Origin of the sequence: Mucilaginibacter sp. MD40 (assembly GCF_002288635.1) — a bacterium.
Taxonomy (GTDB): Bacteria; Bacteroidota; Bacteroidia; order Sphingobacteriales; family Sphingobacteriaceae; genus Mucilaginibacter.
Map to the genome: position 1 here is coordinate 3,504,253 of NZ_NRSW01000001.1, position 19,843 is coordinate 3,524,095.

At 46.2% G+C, this 19,843-nt stretch carries 15 protein-coding genes; 3 read left to right on the forward strand and 12 right to left on the reverse strand.

Annotated elements, in window-relative coordinates; translation table 11 throughout:
* Window positions 1-111 precede the first annotated feature (111 nt).
* Genes CKK33_RS15560 through CKK33_RS15575 form a run of 4 tightly spaced genes read right to left on the reverse strand, consistent with a single transcriptional unit; the run spans window position 112 to window position 3,922 of the window.
* Entirely contained in the window at window positions 112-501 is a 390-nt protein-coding gene (locus tag CKK33_RS15560) for a hypothetical protein (RefSeq protein ID WP_095704990.1), read from the reverse strand.
* Window positions 502-530: 29 nt separating this feature from the next.
* Entirely contained in the window at window positions 531-869 is a 339-nt protein-coding gene (locus tag CKK33_RS15565) for a hypothetical protein (protein ID WP_095704991.1), read from the reverse strand.
* Between the two features lie 6 nt (window positions 870-875).
* A complete protein-coding gene (locus CKK33_RS15570; protein WP_095704992.1) occupies window positions 876-3,308 on the reverse strand; it encodes a penicillin acylase family protein in 2,433 nt (810 codons plus the stop codon).
* A 47-nt stretch (window positions 3,309-3,355) separates the two neighbouring features.
* Window positions 3,356-3,922, reverse strand: coding sequence for a thermonuclease family protein (locus tag CKK33_RS15575; protein ID WP_095704993.1), 567 nt, complete (start codon window positions 3,920-3,922; stop codon window positions 3,356-3,358).
* Between the two features lie 117 nt (window positions 3,923-4,039).
* On the opposite strand from CKK33_RS15575, the gene CKK33_RS15580 reads away from it, so the two are divergent.
* Window positions 4,040-4,291, forward strand: a complete 252-nt coding sequence (locus tag CKK33_RS15580; protein ID WP_095704994.1) for a (2Fe-2S) ferredoxin domain-containing protein — start codon at window positions 4,040-4,042, stop codon at window positions 4,289-4,291.
* Here the strand turns inward: CKK33_RS15580 and CKK33_RS15585 are convergent.
* Window positions 4,288-4,821: a ferritin gene (locus CKK33_RS15585; RefSeq protein ID WP_095704995.1), complete on the reverse strand. Its 534-nt coding sequence runs from the start codon at window positions 4,819-4,821 to the stop codon at window positions 4,288-4,290. The two genes, CKK33_RS15580 and CKK33_RS15585, sit on opposite strands and share 4 nt — an antisense overlap.
* A gap of 118 nt (window positions 4,822-4,939) precedes the next feature.
* Window positions 4,940-5,308 carry a hypothetical protein gene (locus tag CKK33_RS15590; protein ID WP_095704996.1) on the reverse strand — a complete coding sequence of 123 codons (369 nt, stop codon included), beginning with the start codon at window positions 5,306-5,308 and terminating at the stop codon, window positions 4,940-4,942.
* Between the two features lie 93 nt (window positions 5,309-5,401).
* Between CKK33_RS15590 and pgmB the strand changes: the two genes are divergently transcribed.
* Window positions 5,402-6,052 (forward strand): beta-phosphoglucomutase, encoded by a 651-nt coding sequence (pgmB, locus tag CKK33_RS15595; protein ID WP_095704997.1) that lies wholly within the window; start codon window positions 5,402-5,404, stop codon window positions 6,050-6,052.
* A 65-nt stretch (window positions 6,053-6,117) separates the two neighbouring features.
* Here pgmB and CKK33_RS15600 read toward each other — a convergent pair whose 3' ends face one another.
* Window positions 6,118-6,480 (reverse strand): hypothetical protein, encoded by a 363-nt coding sequence (locus tag CKK33_RS15600; protein ID WP_095704998.1) that lies wholly within the window; start codon window positions 6,478-6,480, stop codon window positions 6,118-6,120.
* Window positions 6,481-6,660: 180 nt separating this feature from the next.
* Between CKK33_RS15600 and CKK33_RS15605 the strand changes: the two genes are divergently transcribed.
* Window positions 6,661-7,875, forward strand: a complete 1,215-nt coding sequence (locus tag CKK33_RS15605) for a multiheme c-type cytochrome (RefSeq protein WP_143822973.1) — start codon at window positions 6,661-6,663, stop codon at window positions 7,873-7,875.
* On the opposite strand, the gene CKK33_RS15610 is transcribed toward CKK33_RS15605, so the two are convergent.
* The 5 genes from CKK33_RS15610 to CKK33_RS15630 all read right to left on the reverse strand — a co-directional run bounded on the left by CKK33_RS15610 (window position 7,876) and on the right by CKK33_RS15630 (window position 19,586).
* Entirely contained in the window at window positions 7,876-9,423 is a 1,548-nt protein-coding gene (locus tag CKK33_RS15610) for a VCBS repeat-containing protein (RefSeq protein ID WP_095705000.1), read from the reverse strand. It lies immediately after the preceding gene.
* A 17-nt stretch (window positions 9,424-9,440) separates the two neighbouring features.
* Window positions 9,441-10,766 carry a vanadium-dependent haloperoxidase gene (locus CKK33_RS15615; protein WP_233138234.1) on the reverse strand — a complete coding sequence of 442 codons (1,326 nt, stop codon included), beginning with the start codon at window positions 10,764-10,766 and terminating at the stop codon, window positions 9,441-9,443.
* Window positions 10,767-10,781: 15 nt separating this feature from the next.
* The gene (locus CKK33_RS15620; protein ID WP_095705001.1) at window positions 10,782-14,351 is read right to left on the reverse strand and encodes a VCBS repeat-containing protein; all 3,570 of its coding nucleotides are present in this window, start codon (window positions 14,349-14,351) and stop codon (window positions 10,782-10,784) included.
* An 85-nt stretch (window positions 14,352-14,436) separates the two neighbouring features.
* Entirely contained in the window at window positions 14,437-16,287 is a 1,851-nt protein-coding gene (locus CKK33_RS15625; RefSeq protein ID WP_095705002.1) for a RagB/SusD family nutrient uptake outer membrane protein, read from the reverse strand.
* Between the two features lie 32 nt (window positions 16,288-16,319).
* The gene (locus CKK33_RS15630; protein ID WP_198952483.1) at window positions 16,320-19,586 is read right to left on the reverse strand and encodes a TonB-dependent receptor; all 3,267 of its coding nucleotides are present in this window, start codon (window positions 19,584-19,586) and stop codon (window positions 16,320-16,322) included.
* Window positions 19,587-19,843: the final 257 nt, after the last annotated feature.

The following is a 19,843-nucleotide window of genomic DNA, read 5'->3' on the forward strand; positions in this document are numbered from 1 at the left end:
TAAGTACAACCGTTTTAAATGAAATGCCCGAACTTAACAGTTCGGGCATTTTTTTAAGTGTAAGCTTAATATATTTAAAGGTGGAAGTGAGAAACTTTGACTACACTATTTTTACAATTTCTTTTCTTCTTCTTTTATAATAAGCTTAGCAAGCTCCACAATTTTCGAAATCTTTTGTTTGAATTCATCTAATTTTGAACTAGAAAATTTTGTTACGAATATGTTAAATTTTGCTATCTCATTAGTTAATTCTAAATGACTTTTTCGTCGATCATCCAATAACATTAACACAAAAAATCCACTTTTTGATAATTCATGTAAAGTGTCAATATTTTTAGGGTCGATACGACTTGACAAAGAAATAAAAGATGCTATTTCAGATCGAAAATCTTCAATCCATTTGCTCCTTTTATTTTTTATTGTTTGTCTTGACGCTAACCAATGAGACGACACCACAGTTACCAACAGTACTATTAAGGTTATATAATCTCGAATTTCCATTATTAAATATTAAATTTCGCGAAGAGTTATCAACTGTTCTCAAACACCTTCTTCACCAAAAGCCCTGATAAGGCCGAAAAACCTCCCACTACACCGCCTATTAAGACGGTAACCGCCAGCATGGCCCACCAGTATTTTAAGTGGAATACCTGCGCTACGCGGGTGGCCAGTAAGTGATCGTTGGGGATGCTTTTTAACAAAGCCAGGGCCGCCCATGCAATGGCCAAACCGCCAAAGCCCGACCAAAACGCCTGCCGGGATGTTCTGCCAAGGATAATGGCCGCGATAAATGCCAACGCGCAGGCCGCCCACCAGGGGATCAGGTAGCCGCAAACAAAGGCCAGTAAGAGTATCATTCCGAATAACATATCTTTTTATTTGATTAGGGTTAGCGTCGTTTTAATGCGCGGCGATTTCTCTGCTGAGGTGTGCAGGTAGAGCAAATGGTTCAGCTTCCCCTGCTGCCAGGTCTTTAACATATCATCATAATAAAAACTGCCGGGATTGCCTGATTGCCCGCCCGGTAATATGCCGTAGCCCTGAGGCTGTGGCCCTAACTGCACCACCATACGCCAAGATGGGCCATGCCCGTCTATCAGGGCGTTTACCGTAGAACCCGCGCCGCCCGATTCAAAATTACCTGAACCCAAACCAGGCACATGCCCCAAATGGGCCACTTCAAAAGCTTTTATCTTACCCCATTGCCATGAAGCGCCCACTTTGCCGTATTTGCGCGTTAGCTCATCAACCGTAGCAGTGAAAGAGGCCATTACCACATCCGTAGCGGTTTCTACTACCGGTGTACGTTTATTATCAAACCAAACCGAGTTAGGCTGTTTCATCAGCAAAGCCTCGGTGCGGTCCATGGTGGGGTAATCGTAAACCGTATCTTTACTGCCGAAATTATCGCGCCAGGTAAAATCATATAATTTATGCCACCAGTTCTCAAATATGGTTGCCCTTATCGAGTTTACTTTGTAGAACTTATCCCATTTTTTCAGGGCATTCAGGGCAGCCAACTGACTATCATCCAGCTTGGAGGCATCCAGGTATTTGAGCATGGTAGGCAAAATATCCTGTGCACGTATACTGTAATCGTCCATCTGTAACAAACGCAGGCTATCCACCGTGACTTTTTTCATGGCGCCAAGCCGGTCGTTAATGCGCTTGCCGCGTTCATAACCCTCAAACTTCCAGTTGATATAGTAAGGATAAGTTGGGTCTGTAGATGATTGGTTGGCCGAACTCACAAAACCACGAGGCGGATTTTTCACCGTTGGGTTTTGGTCATAAGGGATCCAACCCTGCCAGTCATTCGCGGGGTTGCTGCCGTCTAAGATAAACTTACCCTGGTCTTTGTACTTGAGCGGCAGTTTACCATTAGGCGTAATGGCGATATCGTTATCTGCCGAGGCGAACACAAAATTTTGCGCCGGAGCGGTGTAATAGGTTAAAGCCTTACGGTAATCGGCATAATTGGCCGCCCGGTTAAGCAGGTAGAAGGTTTTAAACTCGTCGCTTTCGTCGTGCGCTATCCAGCGCAGCGCGTTTCCGGCAGGTACATTGGAGCGGCCCTTTTTACGCATCTCTTCATTATCGTACACCACCGGACCATGATGGGTGTACAGTACCGTATCTATTACATCGGCCTGCCCCCTTACCTTTATCACTTCAACCTTGCGGGTAACTTTATTCCATTTGTTATTATACCAGTACTCATTACGGCCGGCATCTTTAAATTTCACCTGGTACCAGTCCAGCACGTCGGCATCTACATTGGTAACTCCCCAGCTTATTTTCTGGTTATAACCTATCACCACGCAGGGCGCGCCGGGCAGGGTAACGCCGTAAACATTTACTCCCGGCCCAACCATTTGCACCTGGTACCATATGGATGGGAAGGTTAGGTTCAAATGCGGGTCATTAGCCAGCATGGGGTAACCTGTAGCCGTTTTGGAGCCGCTTACCGCCCAGTTATTACTGCCTATGCCCTCTACCTTTTCCTTGTTTTGCATAGCCGCCATCAGCTGCGCCTTAAAAGCCGGGGGCGGTTGCGGTATGGGCAACGGTTTAAAATCCCATTTTGTACCTGCGGGGATAATGGGATCCTCATGCATAGGGTAATCAGGAAAAAGATCATTGGTGACCTTCGCGCCAAACTTATTGAGCACGTTGGTAAGCCCCAACTCGTTTGAGCCACCGGCCAAAGTTTCCGACATCAACTTCAGCAAGTAGGCCGAATTAATGGGTTTCCACTCTTCGGGCGCATAACCCAGCAGTTTAAACTCCAAAGGATAGCCACCGGGTTTAAGGTGTTTAATATAGGCATTTACACCATCGCTATAAGCTTGTATTACTTTACCCATTACCGGGTCTTTCATGATGCCCTGTAAAGTATGCTCGGCGCCGTAGGTCATGCCCATGCGGCGGTGGTAGCGGTCAAGTTCCAGTGCCTTAGGGCCAACCACCTCTGATAGCCTGCCCGCCGCACTGCGGGTTTGGATATCCATTTGCCACAGGCGCGCCTTGGCGGTAAGGTAGCCTTGCACGTAGTACAGGTCATGGTCGTTTTTAGCGAAGATGTGCGGAATGCGGTTATCATCAAACTGTACGGTAACCTCATCCTGCAGATCGCTTAATTTAAGTTTCTCTTGCGGGAGAATATTTTTGCTTTCGGCGTTTTGCCAAAACCCGGTTGAAGGGTTCAGGAAATTGCCCAGCGGGGGTATATCGCCAAACTTGGTTTGCAGCGCCCAGATGAGCGCACCGGTAAATACGAGGCAGATGATCGCTTTAAATACTTTCATTTTTGAGTGTGAGGTATTTGCAGGAAAGATAAGTATTGTACAGCGTTTTAAAAAGCCAGCGTATCCAAGTGTTTGCGGCGGCGCTTACGATAAGTACGTTTCTTTTTAGGCTTGTCCTGCTTTTTGTCGAGCCGCTGTTCCCGCTCACCTTTGCGGAAGTTCCAGGGTGGTGTAGGGTTGGCATCCTGCCATAAGCCGAGGCGGCTTTGGCGGGCCTGCTGCTCCAGCATGGCCAGCTCCATACTTTTTGAATAGGCGCGGTATTGCCAGGCATAACCATTCTTAACCAGCTGCTTATTTACGCTTGTGCCATCCTCCAGTTCAACCCAGCCTACGGTACGGCCGTAGCGGTCGGTGTTATTAACGATTAGCCGCACCATTTTACCAAAGCACAGGTCTGAGGTAAATTGCTTTGCGGCCTGCCCATAGGCCTGACTTTTCTCCGGGCAATCTACCTCGGCCAGCCTTACCGTTACCTGTTGGTTTTGGGGCGAGAGCAGCACCATGGTGTCGCCATCTTTTACACCAACCACTTTATACAGGTCGGTTTTGCGGTTACAACTCAGCGCGAAACAAAAAACGAGCACACAAAACAACAATAGCTTTTTTAGCATGGCAACGAAGATACATAATAGTGATTTGGTCAATAGCTAAAATACCATCAGCCTGTAAAATAAAGCAGCCGGCAAACTAAAGCTTTACTTTATAAGTTTAATCTAAAAACGAGAAACATGGGTAAATTTCCTGTACCGGATAAAACATTATTTATATGCACAGGCAGCAAATGCGCCAAGCGCGGCGGTAAGGATATGTACAAAGCGGCAAAGCGTTTTGCCAAATACAGCGGCCAGGATATTGAAGTGATACGTATAGAATGCACAGACCGGTGCGATTGGGCACCGGTCTGTACGTTATCGCCCGGCAATATCTGGTTAAAAGAATACGCCGAGAAAGATGTGATCAAGCTGTTAATGGAAGATTAGCTGGCGTCGCTTTCGTATTTGATCTTGCCTACATGGCGGTCAATTTCCCAGTGGCCTGTACCTTCTTCGCCAATTACCTCAAACAGTTCCAGCGCGCGGCGTGCTTTGTATTCTTCTTCACGCTGCTCTTTCAAAAACCAGTTCAAAAATTCGTTGGTGATATAATCCTGCTCACTGAGGCAGCGCGCGTATATCTTTTTAATAGATTGCGTAACGCTGATCTCCTGGTCGAGCGCGTCCTCAAACACTTCGCGGAAAGAGTTATATTCCTGCTTAATGCCGGTAACATCCGGTGAAATGGCGTTGCCACCCATGTCCAGTATATATTTGTAGAATTTAAGCTGATGCTGCCTTTCTTCTTCGGCCTGCTTAAAGAAATATTCTGACGAATAATCGAAACCATTACGGTTACACCATGATGCCATGGCCAGGTAAATGGATGACGACATGGCCTCTTTTTTTACCTGCTGGTTCAACAGTTCTTCTACCTCGGTTGATAACAGGCTTTTTATACGGATAAGATCTTTCATTGTGGTATTTGTTTAATTAACAAAGGGCAACAAACGTGCCGATTTAATAATTATACAATATACGCTTCACCTGTACCGGGTGCTAAAAATAAAAGCAATATAAATTCAGTCTAAATTATTAGCAGGCAGTACGATAGAGTTTATCGTGCAGGATGGAGTTAAGCTCCAGCATCACAAATGTACCCTGCAGCAGCTCTTTTAAGGCGATCACCTGCAGCAGCGTAAGGATGTAGGTATGATCGCAGGCACAGATGAAAATGATTTCCACATCCGGGTCTTTCGAGGTATCCAGCAGCTTGGCCTCAATATCAATATGGTATATCGCCTTTTTCAGCTTTTGCAGACAGCGGTAATTAAACCCGGCTACCTTACCGGCAAAATCAATGTACCAGCAGTTTTCTGCATCGCACTGGTAAACCGCGCCGGATGCCGTGCTGAATACATTTTCCCAGGTGGGGGTTGATGGTGAAGTAAGCGTTGTAACCATTTGCAAAACAAAAATCCCATTTATTTATAATTAATCCAAATAATGTTAACAATTATTTATAATGATTATTAACAAGCATCTTACCTTTATCGCATGGATGTTAAAGCTTGCATTTTTGACCTCGACGGGGTTATTGTTGATACGGCCGTTTATCATTACCGCGCATGGAAGCGCCTGGCCAACGAACTTGGGTTTGATTTTACAGAAGAACAGAACGAGCAGTTAAAGGGCGTGAGCCGTATGGCTTCGCTTAAGCTGATACTGGGCTGGGGGAACATAGGGCACCTGAGCGATGAGGAAATGAATAAACTGGCCAATAAAAAAAACGACTGGTATGTGGATATGATCACCCATATGACACCTGCCGAAATACTGCCTGGAGCGAAAGAATTTGTAAGCGCCTGCCGCCAGGCCGGTATTAAAACCGCTATTGGCTCGGCCAGTAAGAATACGCCGGTGATATTGGAAAAGCTCGGCCTTACTCCGCTGTTTGATGCTATAGTAGATGGCAACAGCGTAAGCGCCCCTAAGCCCGACCCGGAAGTTTTTGTAAAAGGCGCCAGCCTACTTGGCGTTGCACCCGCCAATTGTATTGTATTTGAAGATGCGGTTGCCGGTATTGAGGCCGCCCGTAACGGCGGCATGAAGGCCATTGGCATTGGGCAGCCCGAAGTATTAACCAAAGCCGATAAGGTGATCAGCGGATTGGACCAGATCAGTGTAGATCAACTTCAATATATCTAAAAAATGCCGGTAACCCTCGCGGCACCGGCATTTACACACTCAAATTGAAACTAAATTTTAAAGCGCTAACGCCTTAGTTTGGCGCGTGCGCTTATAACGGTTTTTACCGCGTGGGCTAAAAATTCCTTTTGTTCTGCCGATAACTGGTTTACAAAGCTGTCCCCATCAAAACTGTAAACTACCTGGTTTTTATCGCCGTTCTCAGCCCTCAGCTTTTTGCCGTCTTCATCAAAAAATAAATACCCCTCTTTAGAGATTTGAGCTATACCTGTTGAGTCGGGCGTAAATACCACACTTCCCGAATACTTGATCTCCTGACGGTGACCATCAGTAGAATTATCAATACTGGTGGTGCGGCCCCTGTTACAGCCTGCCATTGAGGCTATTGCGCCTATGGCTATAATTAAAATGCGTATTTGTTTATTCATGACCTTTCATTATTTACACAAATATACACATCGCATAGTATCATGCAATACATAGTACTATTTATTTTAAAATTTTCTCCAGATTTATTTCTCTTTGATTGTAACGAAATACTTACAACTCAAAACGAGGCATAACCAATGAATATGGCTATCATTAGTTAATAAAATTTCGCTACCTAAATGAAGTCCAGGTATTTGGTTATGTGCGCCGTTTTTTTGCTGCCGGTACTCCTCATTATATCGCAATGCAGCACCAGCACTACCAAAGCCGACCCGCGGGGGGCTGATTACGCCGGTGCCAAAACCTGCATCAGCTGCCATAAAAACTTAGATAAGGATTACCTGCATACCGCACACTACCAATCATCGGCATTCGCTACGGAAAACGCTGTACATGGCATTTTCGCAGGCGCTAAAAGCGAAATGAACTACAACAACCACTCCAGGGTAAAAATGCTAAAGACCGATAGCGGCATGTACCAGGTGAACTACATTAACGGGCAGGAAGCCCAAAAAGCCCGCATGGACCTGGTAATGGGGGGCGTAAAGGGCGAAACCTATCTTTACTGGAAGGAAAACGAGCTGTTTCAGTTACCCGTATCTTTTGATTACGCGCAAAATAAATGGATTGTAAGCCCGGGTTATGATACCGTTATGGCCAGTTATGACCGCGCCGTTAATGTACGCTGCTTAGAGTGCCACGCTACTTACGCGGCAACGGAACCCGGGAAAGCGCCAAGTTTTGGCGGCGAGGTGACTGGTTTTAACAAGGCATCAATGGTCTTACGGATCGATTGCGAACGTTGCCACGGCCCGGGAAGGGAACATGCCGAATACCAGCTATCGCACCCGCAGGAAAAAACTGGCCGTTACATCACAGATATCAGCAAGCTTACCCGCACACAGCAAACCGATCTGTGCGGCACCTGCCACTCGGGTACTCAAACAGATAACAAACAATCGATATTTAATTTTAAGCCGGGCGACAAATTAACCGATTACAAAACCCGCGCTGCCGATGCCGGTCCGCCGGATCTGGAACATATTGACGTACACGGCAATCAGTTGGAAATGCTCAAAACCAGCCGCTGCTTTACCGCCAGCCAAATGAACTGCTCCAGCTGCCATGCCCCGCATACCGATCAGCATAAGCAAACCGCAATATTCGCGGCGCGCTGCGGCACCTGCCACAAAGCAACCAACCATAACCTTTGCAAACTTACCGGCCGGGTAAGCGACGAGGTACTCAAAACAAAATGTGTAGACTGCCACATGCCTATGCTGCCATCAAAAGCCATTATTAACGAGCAGCACCCGGTATTGATACGTACCCACCATATTGCCGTTTACCCTGACAAGGCAAAGCAGATACTCGCCTACCTGAAAAAACTATAATTATTTGCCTCCACGGTTATTCTGTAAGATGATAAACGGCAAATGTTCATCCCAGTTAGGACGAAAATCGGGCTGGAAAAGGAAACCGCTGGCATAGTTGCCTAACAAAATATCCGGTTTACCGTCCCCGTTCCAGTCGGCCACCTGCATATTCATCCACCTGCCGTACTGGCTCACGGGTATAGCGTGTGGCGTAAACTGCATAGGCTTCACCTGGTCAAAGTATATACATTCTTCAGCCGGGTTATTCTTCATATCCGCAAAAAAGGCTGTGGTGGCAATATCCAGGTCGCCATCGGCATCAAAATCAGCGGCTATGGCTTTTGTCGCCCCATTGATCGGGTAAAACCATTGCTGTTTGAAATTGAAATTGCCGGTATTTTTGTAGATATACAACCCGTGATAAGGTTTCAGTATCCTCGAGTCGTGGTAATTATAGCCACAGGTATAAATTAGGTCGGGGTTACCATCATGGTCGATATCACTCAACTGAAAACTGGTTGAGCCATATACCGGCGGGAATTGCAGCAGCTCCCTCGTGATGAACCCACCCTTTTTATCATTGATATACATGGCCAGGCCTTCGTTACCGGTACCGAAGAGTACCATCAGGTCCGTCCAGCCGTCCTTGTTAAAATCCTGCGCCAAAGCTTGTACCGCTCCCGGTCTATCAGTGATCACATTCTTCTTTAGTACCGACTGGTTATCGCCCATTTTATACAGGTATATACCACCTTTGGTAAAACCTTGTCCACAAACCACCATTTCGTCGCGGCCGTCCTTATCAAAATCGGCTTTGAGTATCTGTACCGGCCTGGGCAGGTCTGCGGCCACATCTTTTACATTACCGGTACCGGGATTTACCGCTACTATCCTGCCACTGGGGTAATCAACCGCGTCAATACGCCCTATGCATGATAACATTATATTCCCTGCGCCTTTCTGTTTGTCGAATTGCGCGTCAACAGCAGCAGACGGAAGTATGGCTATTTGTTTACCATTTAAATCTTTATCCCAGGCCGTTAGTTCGGTAGTTACCAGGTCGCTGGTGTATATTTTACCGTTAGCAGTATCTGCAGCCACCATCGTGGTAAAACTTACATTGGTTACCGGCTGTGGTTTCTTCAAACCAAACACCGCCCAATCCTTTTGAAGGGCAGCAGGTGCCTTGGCTGGTTTTAGTTCAACAGGCGCTACTTTGTTGTAATAATTGACTATTGCCTGCCAGTTAACAATAGATATGCCGCCTGTATCTTCAGGCTTCTTATAAAAATCGCTGCCATAGGTAGATATCTTTAAATAATGCGCCATTGAGGGCAGCGTGTGCATGCGCCATACATCGCGGGTGAGCATATCGGGCTCGGTTTCGGCATGGCAGCCGGTGCAGTATTGTTTTACCAGGTATTTGCCATCGGCAATGGTATCGCCGGTGAGTTGGTAGTCATCCGCCCCTTTATGCCTGCAACCATCCAGCGAAGCGGTAACCAATACCAGCACTGCTGATGATAACAGGCAAAAAATGCCATAAAATTTACGGTTTACTTTCATGTTGATAAGCCCCAATTTTAATTCTCCAGCTTTAAATTATTCCAGATATATTCACCTATTTCGCGGCCTTGCTTAGCAGCTGCATCCACACTTACACGGTAATGTATACCACCATAAAAACGGCTGATGGATGTTTCGTCGGAAGCTTGCAAAAATGATTTAAAATGCCGCTGCATGCCTATGTAACGCAGATCACTGGTGTCCTGAAAATCAAAGTTATCGCCAAACAGATGGGTAAGCACAACAGCAGAGGCGGCGCTGATATCGCTATGGCCGCTGGGGTATTCGGGGAATGGCGGCGTTTGCAGCATGGGCTGCCATTTGGGGTCTATTTTTTCATTTATCACCGTAATAGGCCTGATGTACTCTGTAACATATTTTACCTGCCAGCCGCAAATAAAGGCATCATACAGGGCAATGGCCGTCATGGCGTAGGCCTGTGCGGTTTTAACAGCGTCGGCTTTGGCTTTTTTACAGGCGATAGCCGTAATGCCTATCCAATGGCCCCCGGGTGTAATTTTCTTGTTTACAAACATCATGTGCCCGTTATGCTGTATCACAAACGGGTTATCGTCCCAAAATTTGGCTATTTCTATCTGCTCGGGTGTATTCTTTTTGCTCTGCTCATATACTTCTACGTTTTGCTTGAAGTAGGTACTGTTCTTATCCTCGCTATACGGCGCAGGCGGCGGCAGCGGAAAATCTGATGATGATTTTACTACAAAGGTTTCCATAGTACCCCAGCAAAACTCAACGCCGTCCAGGTAGTCGGGCGCGGTGGGGCGCCATTTACCGTTATCATGGCTGCCCAGGAAACGGGGTTTGCCACGGGTTTTGGCATAATTATCAAACTTGGCACGTGAGAGTATAGCTTTGCCGATGGTATCGCCAAAAGCCATAGAGCGGGTGTAAGTGGCTTCGTCCAGGTTATCCTTGTACATGGCAAACACCTTGTCTTCATACTTCTTAAGGGTATCGATAGAAAAAGTAACCTTGTGCGCAACGGTAAAGAACGCTTTGGTAGCGGCAAGCGTGTAATTATAATTTTGCCCCTTTTGCGGCAACGGCATAGGTTTAAAACCTTTTAACTGGTTAGCAATAGAGTTATACCCCGGGTTTTGGAAACGCATAGCCTCATACGCCGCCAGCGTAGTATAACCATAAATGCGGCTGGCCACAGGTGGGCTAAACGCATCGTAAATGATTACCTGGGTAAGCCTGTCCACATTCTCGTGGAGAACATCGGTATCTTTAAGGAGTTTGGTTTTGGGCTTGTTATGGCAACCGATAGCCAGCATACCGGCAACAACTAAACCGGCTGTAATAAACCTAAGGTATCTCATGATCAGCAATAAAAATTAATTTAAGGGAATATTTCTGGTTTGGCCCGCGTTGTTGGTTACTGTTACCGAAGCCATTGTTTGGTCAATATTAAAAAATCTGCCCGACTGTGACAAGAACGAACCGCCATTATAAAATTCAAGCCGGGTTGTTCTGCCATTTTTGTACCGGATGCTGGCATACATATCCATAGGCGATAGCGGAACCATCCCTACTTTCCTTTTCAGCTCAAACACTTTTAGCGGGCCTTTATGCTGACTCGCGGCCACCAGGTATTTATCGCCCGCGCCGCGCAGTTTTACCAATCCCTTGCCATCGCCGGGGATGTAAATACCGCTTTGCAGAATACTCAGCGGTTTAAAATTACCCCTGCCATCCCCTTTTAGCACCAGCCCGTTAAAGGCATCGTAACGGCCTGTGCTTACATCAGTACCGTAATCATTACCGTTCAGTACCGCGTCGAGGTTGCCATCGCCGTCAACATCATCAATGATGATACCCGAAAGCTGTGACAACTGCGCCTCAATAGGTAAAGGCATCAGCGTAAATTTGCCGTTACCATCGTTACGCATATAGCACGATTTGAGGTTGGTGGCTTTTAGCCTGATAGCACCTTTGCGCATCTCAGGCGTAATTACGCTGTCCATGGTAGCTACTGCGAACGACTTATAGTTCTGGAACTTGATACGCATGCTGATCATCTGCTTCACAATATCATCACGCGTGTGCGCAGGAAACTCTTTCATCTCGCCATTTCGGTCCTTTAAAAACAGCGAAGGGAAAGCGTCATAACTTTCATTATTATCGAAATCCTTGGCGGTAATGTACATGGGGTATTTTTCGCTGGCCTGGTAAAAGGTATTAAGGCCTGTGTTACCCACTATGTAGTCGATATCACCGTCGTGGTCAAAATCGCCGCCAGCAATGGTATTCCACCAGCCCATTTCGCCTGCTATTTGGGTATCAGCGGTTACATCTTTAAATGTGCCGTGGTCGTTTTTCAGGAAGGTAACGGGCATCCATTCGCCGGTGATCACCAGGTCGGGCCAGCCATCATTATTATAATCGGTAAAAGAAGCGTCGCACACCAGTCCCAGGTTAACCAGGCTCTTGGCTACTGTCGGGGTAACGTCGGTGAATTTTATCTGCCCGTTGCGGCTATCATTTCTTAATATAAAGCTCGATACCGGTTTAGGATAGTTCCAGGGGTTTACCCTACCGGATACAAACAGGTCGAGCTTGCCGTTCTTATCATAATCAACTGCCTTTACGCATAGCTTGCTGGTAAAGTTGGCTGGCAAAGCATTGGCTTGCAGGGTAAAGTTTCCCTTACCATCATTGGCGTATACCCTGTCCTGATAGTTTTTTGAGCCCGGCTCCTGCTCGTAACCACCACTGGCGGCGTACAGGTCAAGGTCGCCGTCGCCATCGGCATCAAACAGCAGCAAGCCTTCGTCCTTAAATGCCAGGGTTGAGTTAGGCTGATATAAAGCACGCTGGGTAAACTTTCCGTTTGCCTGCTGCAAAAACACCTGTGCGGGATATTTGGAGGTGCCTCCTACTACCATATCGTCAAAGCCGTTGCCATCCATATCGCCAACGGCAATGGCCGGGGTATACTCCGAAAACTTATGCGGCAGCAGTTTTTGTACGTTAAAGTCGATATAATCATCGTCTTGGTTGGTGTAGCGGATGCCCACATCATGGGTAACCTCGCTGAAAAGCGCCTGCTTAGCAATACCGCCGTTTTTGAGTGTATATGGCTTTTGCGCATCTTTTTCATTTACGGTAAGCAGCTGGTTAGTTTTTACATTCCGCAGCACCTGCTCTTTACCATTTTGCCATTTAATTACTACCGAATCGACCCGTGTAACATTCCCCAGGCCAAAGTGGGCTATATTTTGTATGGTAGACAAGTACCCCCTGAAAGGTGTATTCTCGTATACCTGGTGTTTTCCTTTTCCGTAATAAATATCTGCCCAGGCGCCTATCCCGTCCTTGTTTCCGGCGCCGCCTTTAAATTGTATGTGCAGATAATTGTTGTCCGCCTTATCCTTATCGCGGGCGGTATTTCGGTACACAAATGCCTCGTCATCAATATTATTGATCACCACATCCATGTCGCCGTCGTTATCCAGGTCGGCATAGGCGCAACCGTTGGAGAAAGAAGGGATATCCATGCCCCAGCTTTTGGTAACATCCTCAAACTGCAGCTTACCATTGTTGCGGAACGCGTAATTGGGGATCTTCACAATAGGTATCTGGCTCAATACCTGTTTTTTGGAAGCCACCGCGAACGACTCGTTCCTGAAGGCGATAAAATCATGGTCGGTAACATCACGCGGGTAACCATTGGTCACCACAATATCCCTGAACCCGTCGTTATCAAAGTCGGTTATCATAGGCCCCCAGCTCCAGTCGGTTTGGGCCACGCCACTCATAAAGGCTATCTCGCTGAATACCGGCGCGCCTATAGAATCGTTTTGCCCTAACCGCGGACCTTGGTTAAGCTGTAAAGCGTTGTGGTTATACTGGTATTGGTAACCGTAATTATCAAAATTCTGATACAGCTGATAGGAAATACCCGGCATAAACATCTTTTTACGATAGTTATCTTCCGGGTCCATATCCAGCTCAAAAACATCCGCGAGGCCATCATTATTAATATCCTGCACGTCCTGACCCATGGCACTGGTGGCAGTATGCTTAAAATACTCCTGCGACCTGTCGGTAAAAGTACCGTCGTGGTTATTAATGTACAGGATGTTGTTAGGTAAAAAGTCGTTAGTTACGTAAATATCTTTCCAGCCATCGCGGTTAAAATCGGCTATGCTGGTAGCATGGCCGTAGCCCTCGATGAGTATCCCTGCTTCTTTAGAAACGTCTTTAAAAACCGGGTGCTTCAAGATGGGGTCATAATCATTACGATAAAGCCGACCCGTGCTGCGTGCAGAACCATCCTTAATAATAGGCCTGAAAGCGCTGGTATTATCATTTGCCTGCACCTCGTTAATGGTGAGGTACATATCCAGATCGCCATCGTTATCATAATCAAAAAACGACGCCATGGTAGAGTGCGCGTTGATCTGCAATCCATACTCCGCAGCCGACTCTTTAAAATGGGGTACCCCATTTTTATCGGGACCGGTATTAATGTACAGCAGGTTGGTGCGTTTCTTAGGGTCGTTTAATAAAGTATAGCAAACATAAATATCCTTTAGCCCATCGTTGTTAATATCCACAACGGCTACGCCACGGCCCCAGCCGCCGCTACCGCCCACACCGGCGGCTTGTGTAACATCATCAAACTTAAAGTCCCCTTTGTTAATGTACAGTTTGTTGGCAACCTGGTTTCCTACAAAGTAAATATCCTGCAAGCCATCATTATTAAAATCGCCGATGCCTACGCCGCCTCCATTGTAAATATTGAGCTTATCAAGCGGGTTAATGCTATCATTTTCGGTAACCTCATTATTAAACTTAATGCCTGATTGTGAAGAAGATACGCGCTCAAACAAAGTAGCTTTCCTGCATGAGAAAAATAGCAACGGAGCAGCCGCGATGAACAGGAATTTAAGGGGTTTCATGAACACTATATTAAACAATATTTTAAAAATAAAAGAGGGAAAGACATTACATCTTTCCCTCTTTTTAAAAAATGCAAGCTTTTAATTAATAGCCCGGATTTTGTTTCAAAGTACCTTTCGATAAGTCGATCTGGGTTTGAGGAATAGGGAACAGCTCATTTTTATTTGAACCGAATTTCGCTACTTTCATTACCGCAGAGGTAAATTTGTCGCCAAAATCACGTGTATTTTTCAGGAACTTCTCGATCTCTGTGGTCATGATGTTTCCGGCAGGGCCGCCGTTAACCGCATCCCAACGAGAAAGGTCAAAGAAACGATGGCCTTCCATACCCAGTTCCAGCTTACGCTCAAAGTATACCGCTTTGCGTGCCCATGCCTGGCCATTTGCCAGGAATTGGCCGCTGTACAAGCCTACTTTGTAGTTTGCCGCGAATTGAGAGTTATCTACAATTGGTTTGGTAGCGTCAGGGTTGCCTTTATCGTCAAGGCCGTAACCGGTAAGTTTACCTTTAACCCAACCGCTCTGGTCGGCAGCGCGTGCCCTTACCTGGTTTACATAACCTTCGGCAGCCGGCAGGTCACTGGTTTCAACCGCGCACTCTGCAGCCCAAAGCAATACATCAGCATAACGGATAGCATTGTAGCTGTTTGAAGTAGCCTGGTTTGCAGCCCAACCACCGTAGCTATCAGAAGTAGTTGATTGTGCCGCTTTGTAATAAACGTTTTTAATTGGCAGGTACGGACCACCGTTTGGCTGGTCACGTGCCCATGCAGCACCCGGGCAAATACCCCAGTCTAAGTATGGGATACCACGGCGACCTACTGACCAATCTAACCTGGCATCAAGCAGTTCGTTACCTGGAGTAAACACAGTACCGGCAGGTACACCCTGGTCATTAGTGATATAACCATTCTGGTAGCTGTCGATCAATGGTAAACCATTCGCATCTACTTTAAACGAGTTAACAAAATCAAATGTAGGCTGGAAGAACCCGCAGCAGCCTGCAGGGCCACCTGACGGGAAGTTCAATACGCTACCCGCGTTACCGTTTAAGCCGTTGGCACCATCATGTACTGATGTTTGTACCACAAATACACCCTCAGGACCGTTTTTAGTTGATGGGTTAAAGTTATCGGCATATTTACCTAAAGCGTATTTAGCGCCTGATGCGGTTACACCATTAGCAATTACGTTTTTAAGGATGGTATACGCATCAGCATATTTATGATTAAACATCAGCGTTTTTGCCTCAAAAGCCAGTGCAGCCCATTTGTTAGCACGACCAACCTGTGGTTGTGTGTTAGGCAGGTCCGCGGCAGCTGCTGCAAAATCGGCCGCTATTTTATCCCATATCGGGCCGCTGTTAGGTACGTTGTAGTTATTGGCACCGTAAGTGATAGTTTCATCAATATAAGGTACATTTTTCCACAACTTAGCTGCCTCCAGGTGGAAGAAACCACGCAGGAAACGTGCTTCAGCAATGTATTGCTTTTGCTGATCGGCAGTTACCGAACCATCTTTTACCTGTGGCAATAACCTTAACACGTCATTTGCACGCTGTACACCGGCATAGCAAACACGCCATTTATCATTAAGGTAGTCATTGGCGCCTGTAGCAGAAAACGCTTCCAGGTTGGCCGCGGCCGGCTGGTCGCCCGGGTTAGAGCCCTTAAAGGCGTCACCCGCTACAACGCTACCATATATCCAGTTATCGGTACCGGTTTCCCATGGGCTACCCGCCTGCCCGTCAAACACCCCATCAACTACGGAGTAAGCACCTATCAATACACCATCAACACCCGCACGGGTTGCAAGTACCTCCGGGATCAGAGCCCCGATAGGCGCCTGGTCCAGGTATTTCTTACAAGAGTAAGTCGCTCCAAGCAAAACAAGTGTTGCCGGGATGATGACCTTCAATTTAAAGCTTTTTTTCATAACTATTATCTTTATATCTTCTGTTAGTTATTTTAGAATGTTACGTTAACGCCGAATATAAACCTGCGCTCGTTGTTAGGGTAGTTACCCAGGTCAACACCGTAGCTATTACGGTCAACAGATTGCAACTCCGGATCCAGACCGCTGTATTTGGTAGCGGTGAACAGGTTAGTACCCTGTACATAAGCACGCAGCTTATCAATACCTACTTTTTTCAGCATGCTTGGGTTAAAGGTATAACCGATCTGTACTGATCTTAATTTCAGGAACGAAGCATTCTCTACGTAGTAAGAGCTGATCGCGTCCGCTGTACTGAAATTGGTAGTTTTCTCGGCGATCGGTGTTTTAGCATTGGCGTTTTGTGCCGGTGTTTTAGCCGGGTCCCATGCATTGTTTAACAGGTCTAAGCTTTTGTTACCGGTTTGTGAACCGTAAAAGTTAGTCCAGTACTTAATTGAGTTATACACCTGGTTACCATATGAACCGTAGAATACGGCGTTCATGTCAAAGTTTTTGTATGACAGGTTAAGGTTTACACCGTAAGTAAAGTCAGGCAGTGGTTTACCAATTTTGGTACGGTCGGCATCGGTGATGCGGCCATCGCCATTAACATCGGCATAACGGAAACGGCCCGGGGCAGCATCGGTCTGGTAAACCGGGGTTGAACCGAAGATATCCGGTTTTTGCTGCGCGTTAAGCGCGTCGATCTCTGCCTGGTTGTTCCAGTAGCCAATTACTTTGTATCCGTAGAAATCACCTATACCACCACCTACTTGGTTGTAGCCTACGCTACCGTTACGAATACCGGTAGTAAAGAATGGAGCACCCAATTGAGTGATCTTGTTATTGATGGTGGTGATGTTAGCGCCAATTGAGTATTTGAAATCACCTGCTGATGCATGGTAGTTAGCGGTAATATCAAAACCCTTGTTAACTACTGTACCATTGTTCACAAATGGGAACGCCGCATCTAAACCACCCACGGTAGCAGGCAGTGGTACGTTTACCAATAGTTTGGTGATGGTTTTTTTGTAGTACTCCACAGTCACATCCAAATGGTTAAATAACGATGCATCAAAACCTACGTTGAAGATCTTATCGTTTTCCCAGGTAGTGTAAGGGTTACCAAGAGAGTTGCTGTAATAACCAGGAATTACCGAGCTTGAAGAACCATCAATTGGGTATGATGAACCACCCGCGCTGCTGCCGTAAGCCGCGTAAGCGCTGTTAACCGCTACGTTGGCGTTGTAACCGGCAGTACCATAACTACCGCGGATCTTCAGGTCGTTTAACCATTTAACATCTTTCAGGAAATCTTCCTGTGATGCGCGCCATGCCGCAGATACGGCAGGGAAAGTACCCCATTTTTGGCCAGGTGCGAACAGTGAGCTACCATCACGACGGATAGTGGCACCCAGGATGTACCTGTCATTAAAGGTATAATCTACACGGCCAAAGAATGAAAGGATACGGTTAAGGCCATTAAATGAGCTGTTAGCTGTAGTTTGGCCTGGCTGTCCGTTGGTGATGTTGGCATAGAATGGATCAAGCGAGAAAAGGTTTTTAGCAGTGGCGTTAATGTAACGGCCGGTGTAACCTCTTTGCTCAAAACCTGCCAACACGTTAATGTTGTGTTTGCCAAATATTTGTTTGTAGTTTAAGGTATTACTCCAGTTAAAGTTACTGTTGTATGATGAACCTTCGTTGTAGCTGTTGTTACCACCATGGGCTTCACCGCTATCATATTGGCGGTAGCCAATGTTGTAGTAGTAGTTGTTATTGATATCTGCACTGAATGCTGTACGAGCTGTAAAGTGTTTCAGCAGGTCAACCTCAGCAAAAACAGTACCTTGTATACCATAATTGTTGGTATGGGTAGTGCTTTGGCGTTGTTGTATACCCACCGGGTTAAGCGCGTTACCTAAAGCGGCAGGGCCTGCATAGGTACCACCTAAATTACCGGCGATATCATATACCGGGATAATTGGCAGTGTACGGTAGGTTTCAGAAATAGGGTTACCCTCGTTCTGGTTACCACCGTTAGCTAAACCACCGCCACCGTTTGGCGAATTAATGTAGTAAAAGCTGATGTTTTCGCCTAAACGCACATGGTCTTTAACGTTAAATGTAGTATTAACACGGGCCTGGTACCTTTTAAAGTAGGTGTTAATTAATGTACCCTGTTGATTAGTGTAACCTAATGACAGGTAATAAGCGCTTTTATCGCTCGCGCCGCTTGCGCTTAATGAGTGCTGCTGTATAGGGGCAGCTTTAAAAATTTCGTGGAACCAATCTGTACCCGCGCCTTTTACAAATTTTTGTATCAGGTAGTCTTTTGCCGGGTCGTTATCCAGGTGATAGTTAGGAAGGAAATTAGATGCCTGATCCTGGTTAAATACACCTTTAGCACCAGCACCAGACTGGTAACCATAATCATAGAACACTTTGCCGTTAGGGTTACCCTTCATTAAATCGTTATCAGGGTCAACCTTGGCAACCAGTTGCTGGAACTGGTCAGCATTCAGCAGATTAAATACGTTGCCGCTCAATGGCTGTGTTGTGCCATAAAAAGCATCGTAAGTAATAGTGGCTTTACCCGATTTACCTTTTTTAGTAGTTACTACTACTACACCGTTACCACCGCTTACACCGTAGATGGCAGCGGCGCCGGCATCTTTCAACACCGAGATAGACTCGATATCATTAGGGTTGATGTTAGAAATGCTGCTGGTCTGTAATCCGTCAACTACATATAATGGAGATGAGTTACCAAAGTTACCAATACCGCGGATGTTTACCTGCGCGCCAGCACCGGGAGCACCCTGTGTAACAACGCTAACACCGGCAGCCTGGCCTTGCAGCAAGCTTTCTGTACTAACAGTTGGTACCGATTTAGCATCGTTTACGTTAACCGTGGTTACCGAACCGGCAATGTCTTTTTTGCGCTGTGCGGTATAACCGGTTACTACTACTTCGCTAAGGCTGTTATTGGCTGATTGTAAAACAACGTTAATTGTTTCGCTCTGGCCAACGGTAACCTCCTTTGTAGTGTAACCCAAATAAGTGAACACAAGCACATCGCCCGGTTTTACAGAAATACTGTAATTACCGTTTACGTCTGTTTGTGTACCAATGGTAGTACCCTTTAACAAAACAGAGGCGCCAACTACGGGCAACTTGTCATCGCTGCCTGTAACCTTACCTGAGTGTTTAGTTTGAGCTGTAACTACCAACGAAGAAACCATGCAGCACAAGAGCAGGCATAGCGTTCTTCCTTTAAGGAGTAAACTTTTAAACATGAGATTTGAGATTTAGTTGATTAATATATTTGATTTAAGATCTTGTTCTTAGTGAGATATGGGAAACAGGACCGGCAAGGGCGTTCGCGTTTGGCCGCGCGGGTACGCCGTTAGGTGCATGGCTGCACAATTTCCTCTTTCGGTAAAAAGCAGTTGCTTTTTATTGGTGAGATATGAAATAAGAAATTGTAAAAATTTAACCATATGGTACACTATCCCCGGTATTTTAATTTGCTATTGTGCCACGCCATCTTCGT

What these genes read in the sequence shown, in the direction of transcription:
- CKK33_RS15560 (WP_095704990.1), bottom strand. Translation starts at nt 501, where the DNA reads ATGGAAATTCGAGATTATATAACCTTAATAGTACTGTTGGTAACTGTG.
- CKK33_RS15565 (WP_095704991.1), bottom strand. Translation starts at nt 869, where the DNA reads ATGTTATTCGGAATGATACTCTTACTGGCCTTTGTTTGCGGCTACCTG.
- CKK33_RS15570 (WP_095704992.1), bottom strand. Translation starts at nt 3,308, where the DNA reads ATGAAAGTATTTAAAGCGATCATCTGCCTCGTATTTACCGGTGCGCTC.
- CKK33_RS15575 (WP_095704993.1), bottom strand. Translation starts at nt 3,922, where the DNA reads ATGCTAAAAAAGCTATTGTTGTTTTGTGTGCTCGTTTTTTGTTTCGCG.
- CKK33_RS15580 (WP_095704994.1), top strand. Translation starts at nt 4,040, where the DNA reads ATGGGTAAATTTCCTGTACCGGATAAAACATTATTTATATGCACAGGC.
- CKK33_RS15585 (WP_095704995.1), bottom strand. Translation starts at nt 4,821, where the DNA reads ATGAAAGATCTTATCCGTATAAAAAGCCTGTTATCAACCGAGGTAGAA.
- CKK33_RS15590 (WP_095704996.1), bottom strand. Translation starts at nt 5,308, where the DNA reads ATGGTTACAACGCTTACTTCACCATCAACCCCCACCTGGGAAAATGTA.
- pgmB (WP_095704997.1), top strand. Translation starts at nt 5,402, where the DNA reads ATGGATGTTAAAGCTTGCATTTTTGACCTCGACGGGGTTATTGTTGAT.
- CKK33_RS15600 (WP_095704998.1), bottom strand. Translation starts at nt 6,480, where the DNA reads ATGAATAAACAAATACGCATTTTAATTATAGCCATAGGCGCAATAGCC.
- CKK33_RS15605 (WP_143822973.1), top strand. Translation starts at nt 6,661, where the DNA reads ATGAAGTCCAGGTATTTGGTTATGTGCGCCGTTTTTTTGCTGCCGGTA.
- CKK33_RS15610 (WP_095705000.1), bottom strand. Translation starts at nt 9,423, where the DNA reads ATGAAAGTAAACCGTAAATTTTATGGCATTTTTTGCCTGTTATCATCA.
- CKK33_RS15615 (WP_233138234.1), bottom strand. Translation starts at nt 10,766, where the DNA reads ATGAGATACCTTAGGTTTATTACAGCCGGTTTAGTTGTTGCCGGTATG.
- CKK33_RS15620 (WP_095705001.1), bottom strand. Translation starts at nt 14,351, where the DNA reads ATGAAACCCCTTAAATTCCTGTTCATCGCGGCTGCTCCGTTGCTATTT.
- CKK33_RS15625 (WP_095705002.1), bottom strand. Translation starts at nt 16,287, where the DNA reads ATGAAAAAAAGCTTTAAATTGAAGGTCATCATCCCGGCAACACTTGTT.
- CKK33_RS15630 (WP_198952483.1), bottom strand. Translation starts at nt 19,586, where the DNA reads ATGTTTAAAAGTTTACTCCTTAAAGGAAGAACGCTATGCCTGCTCTTG.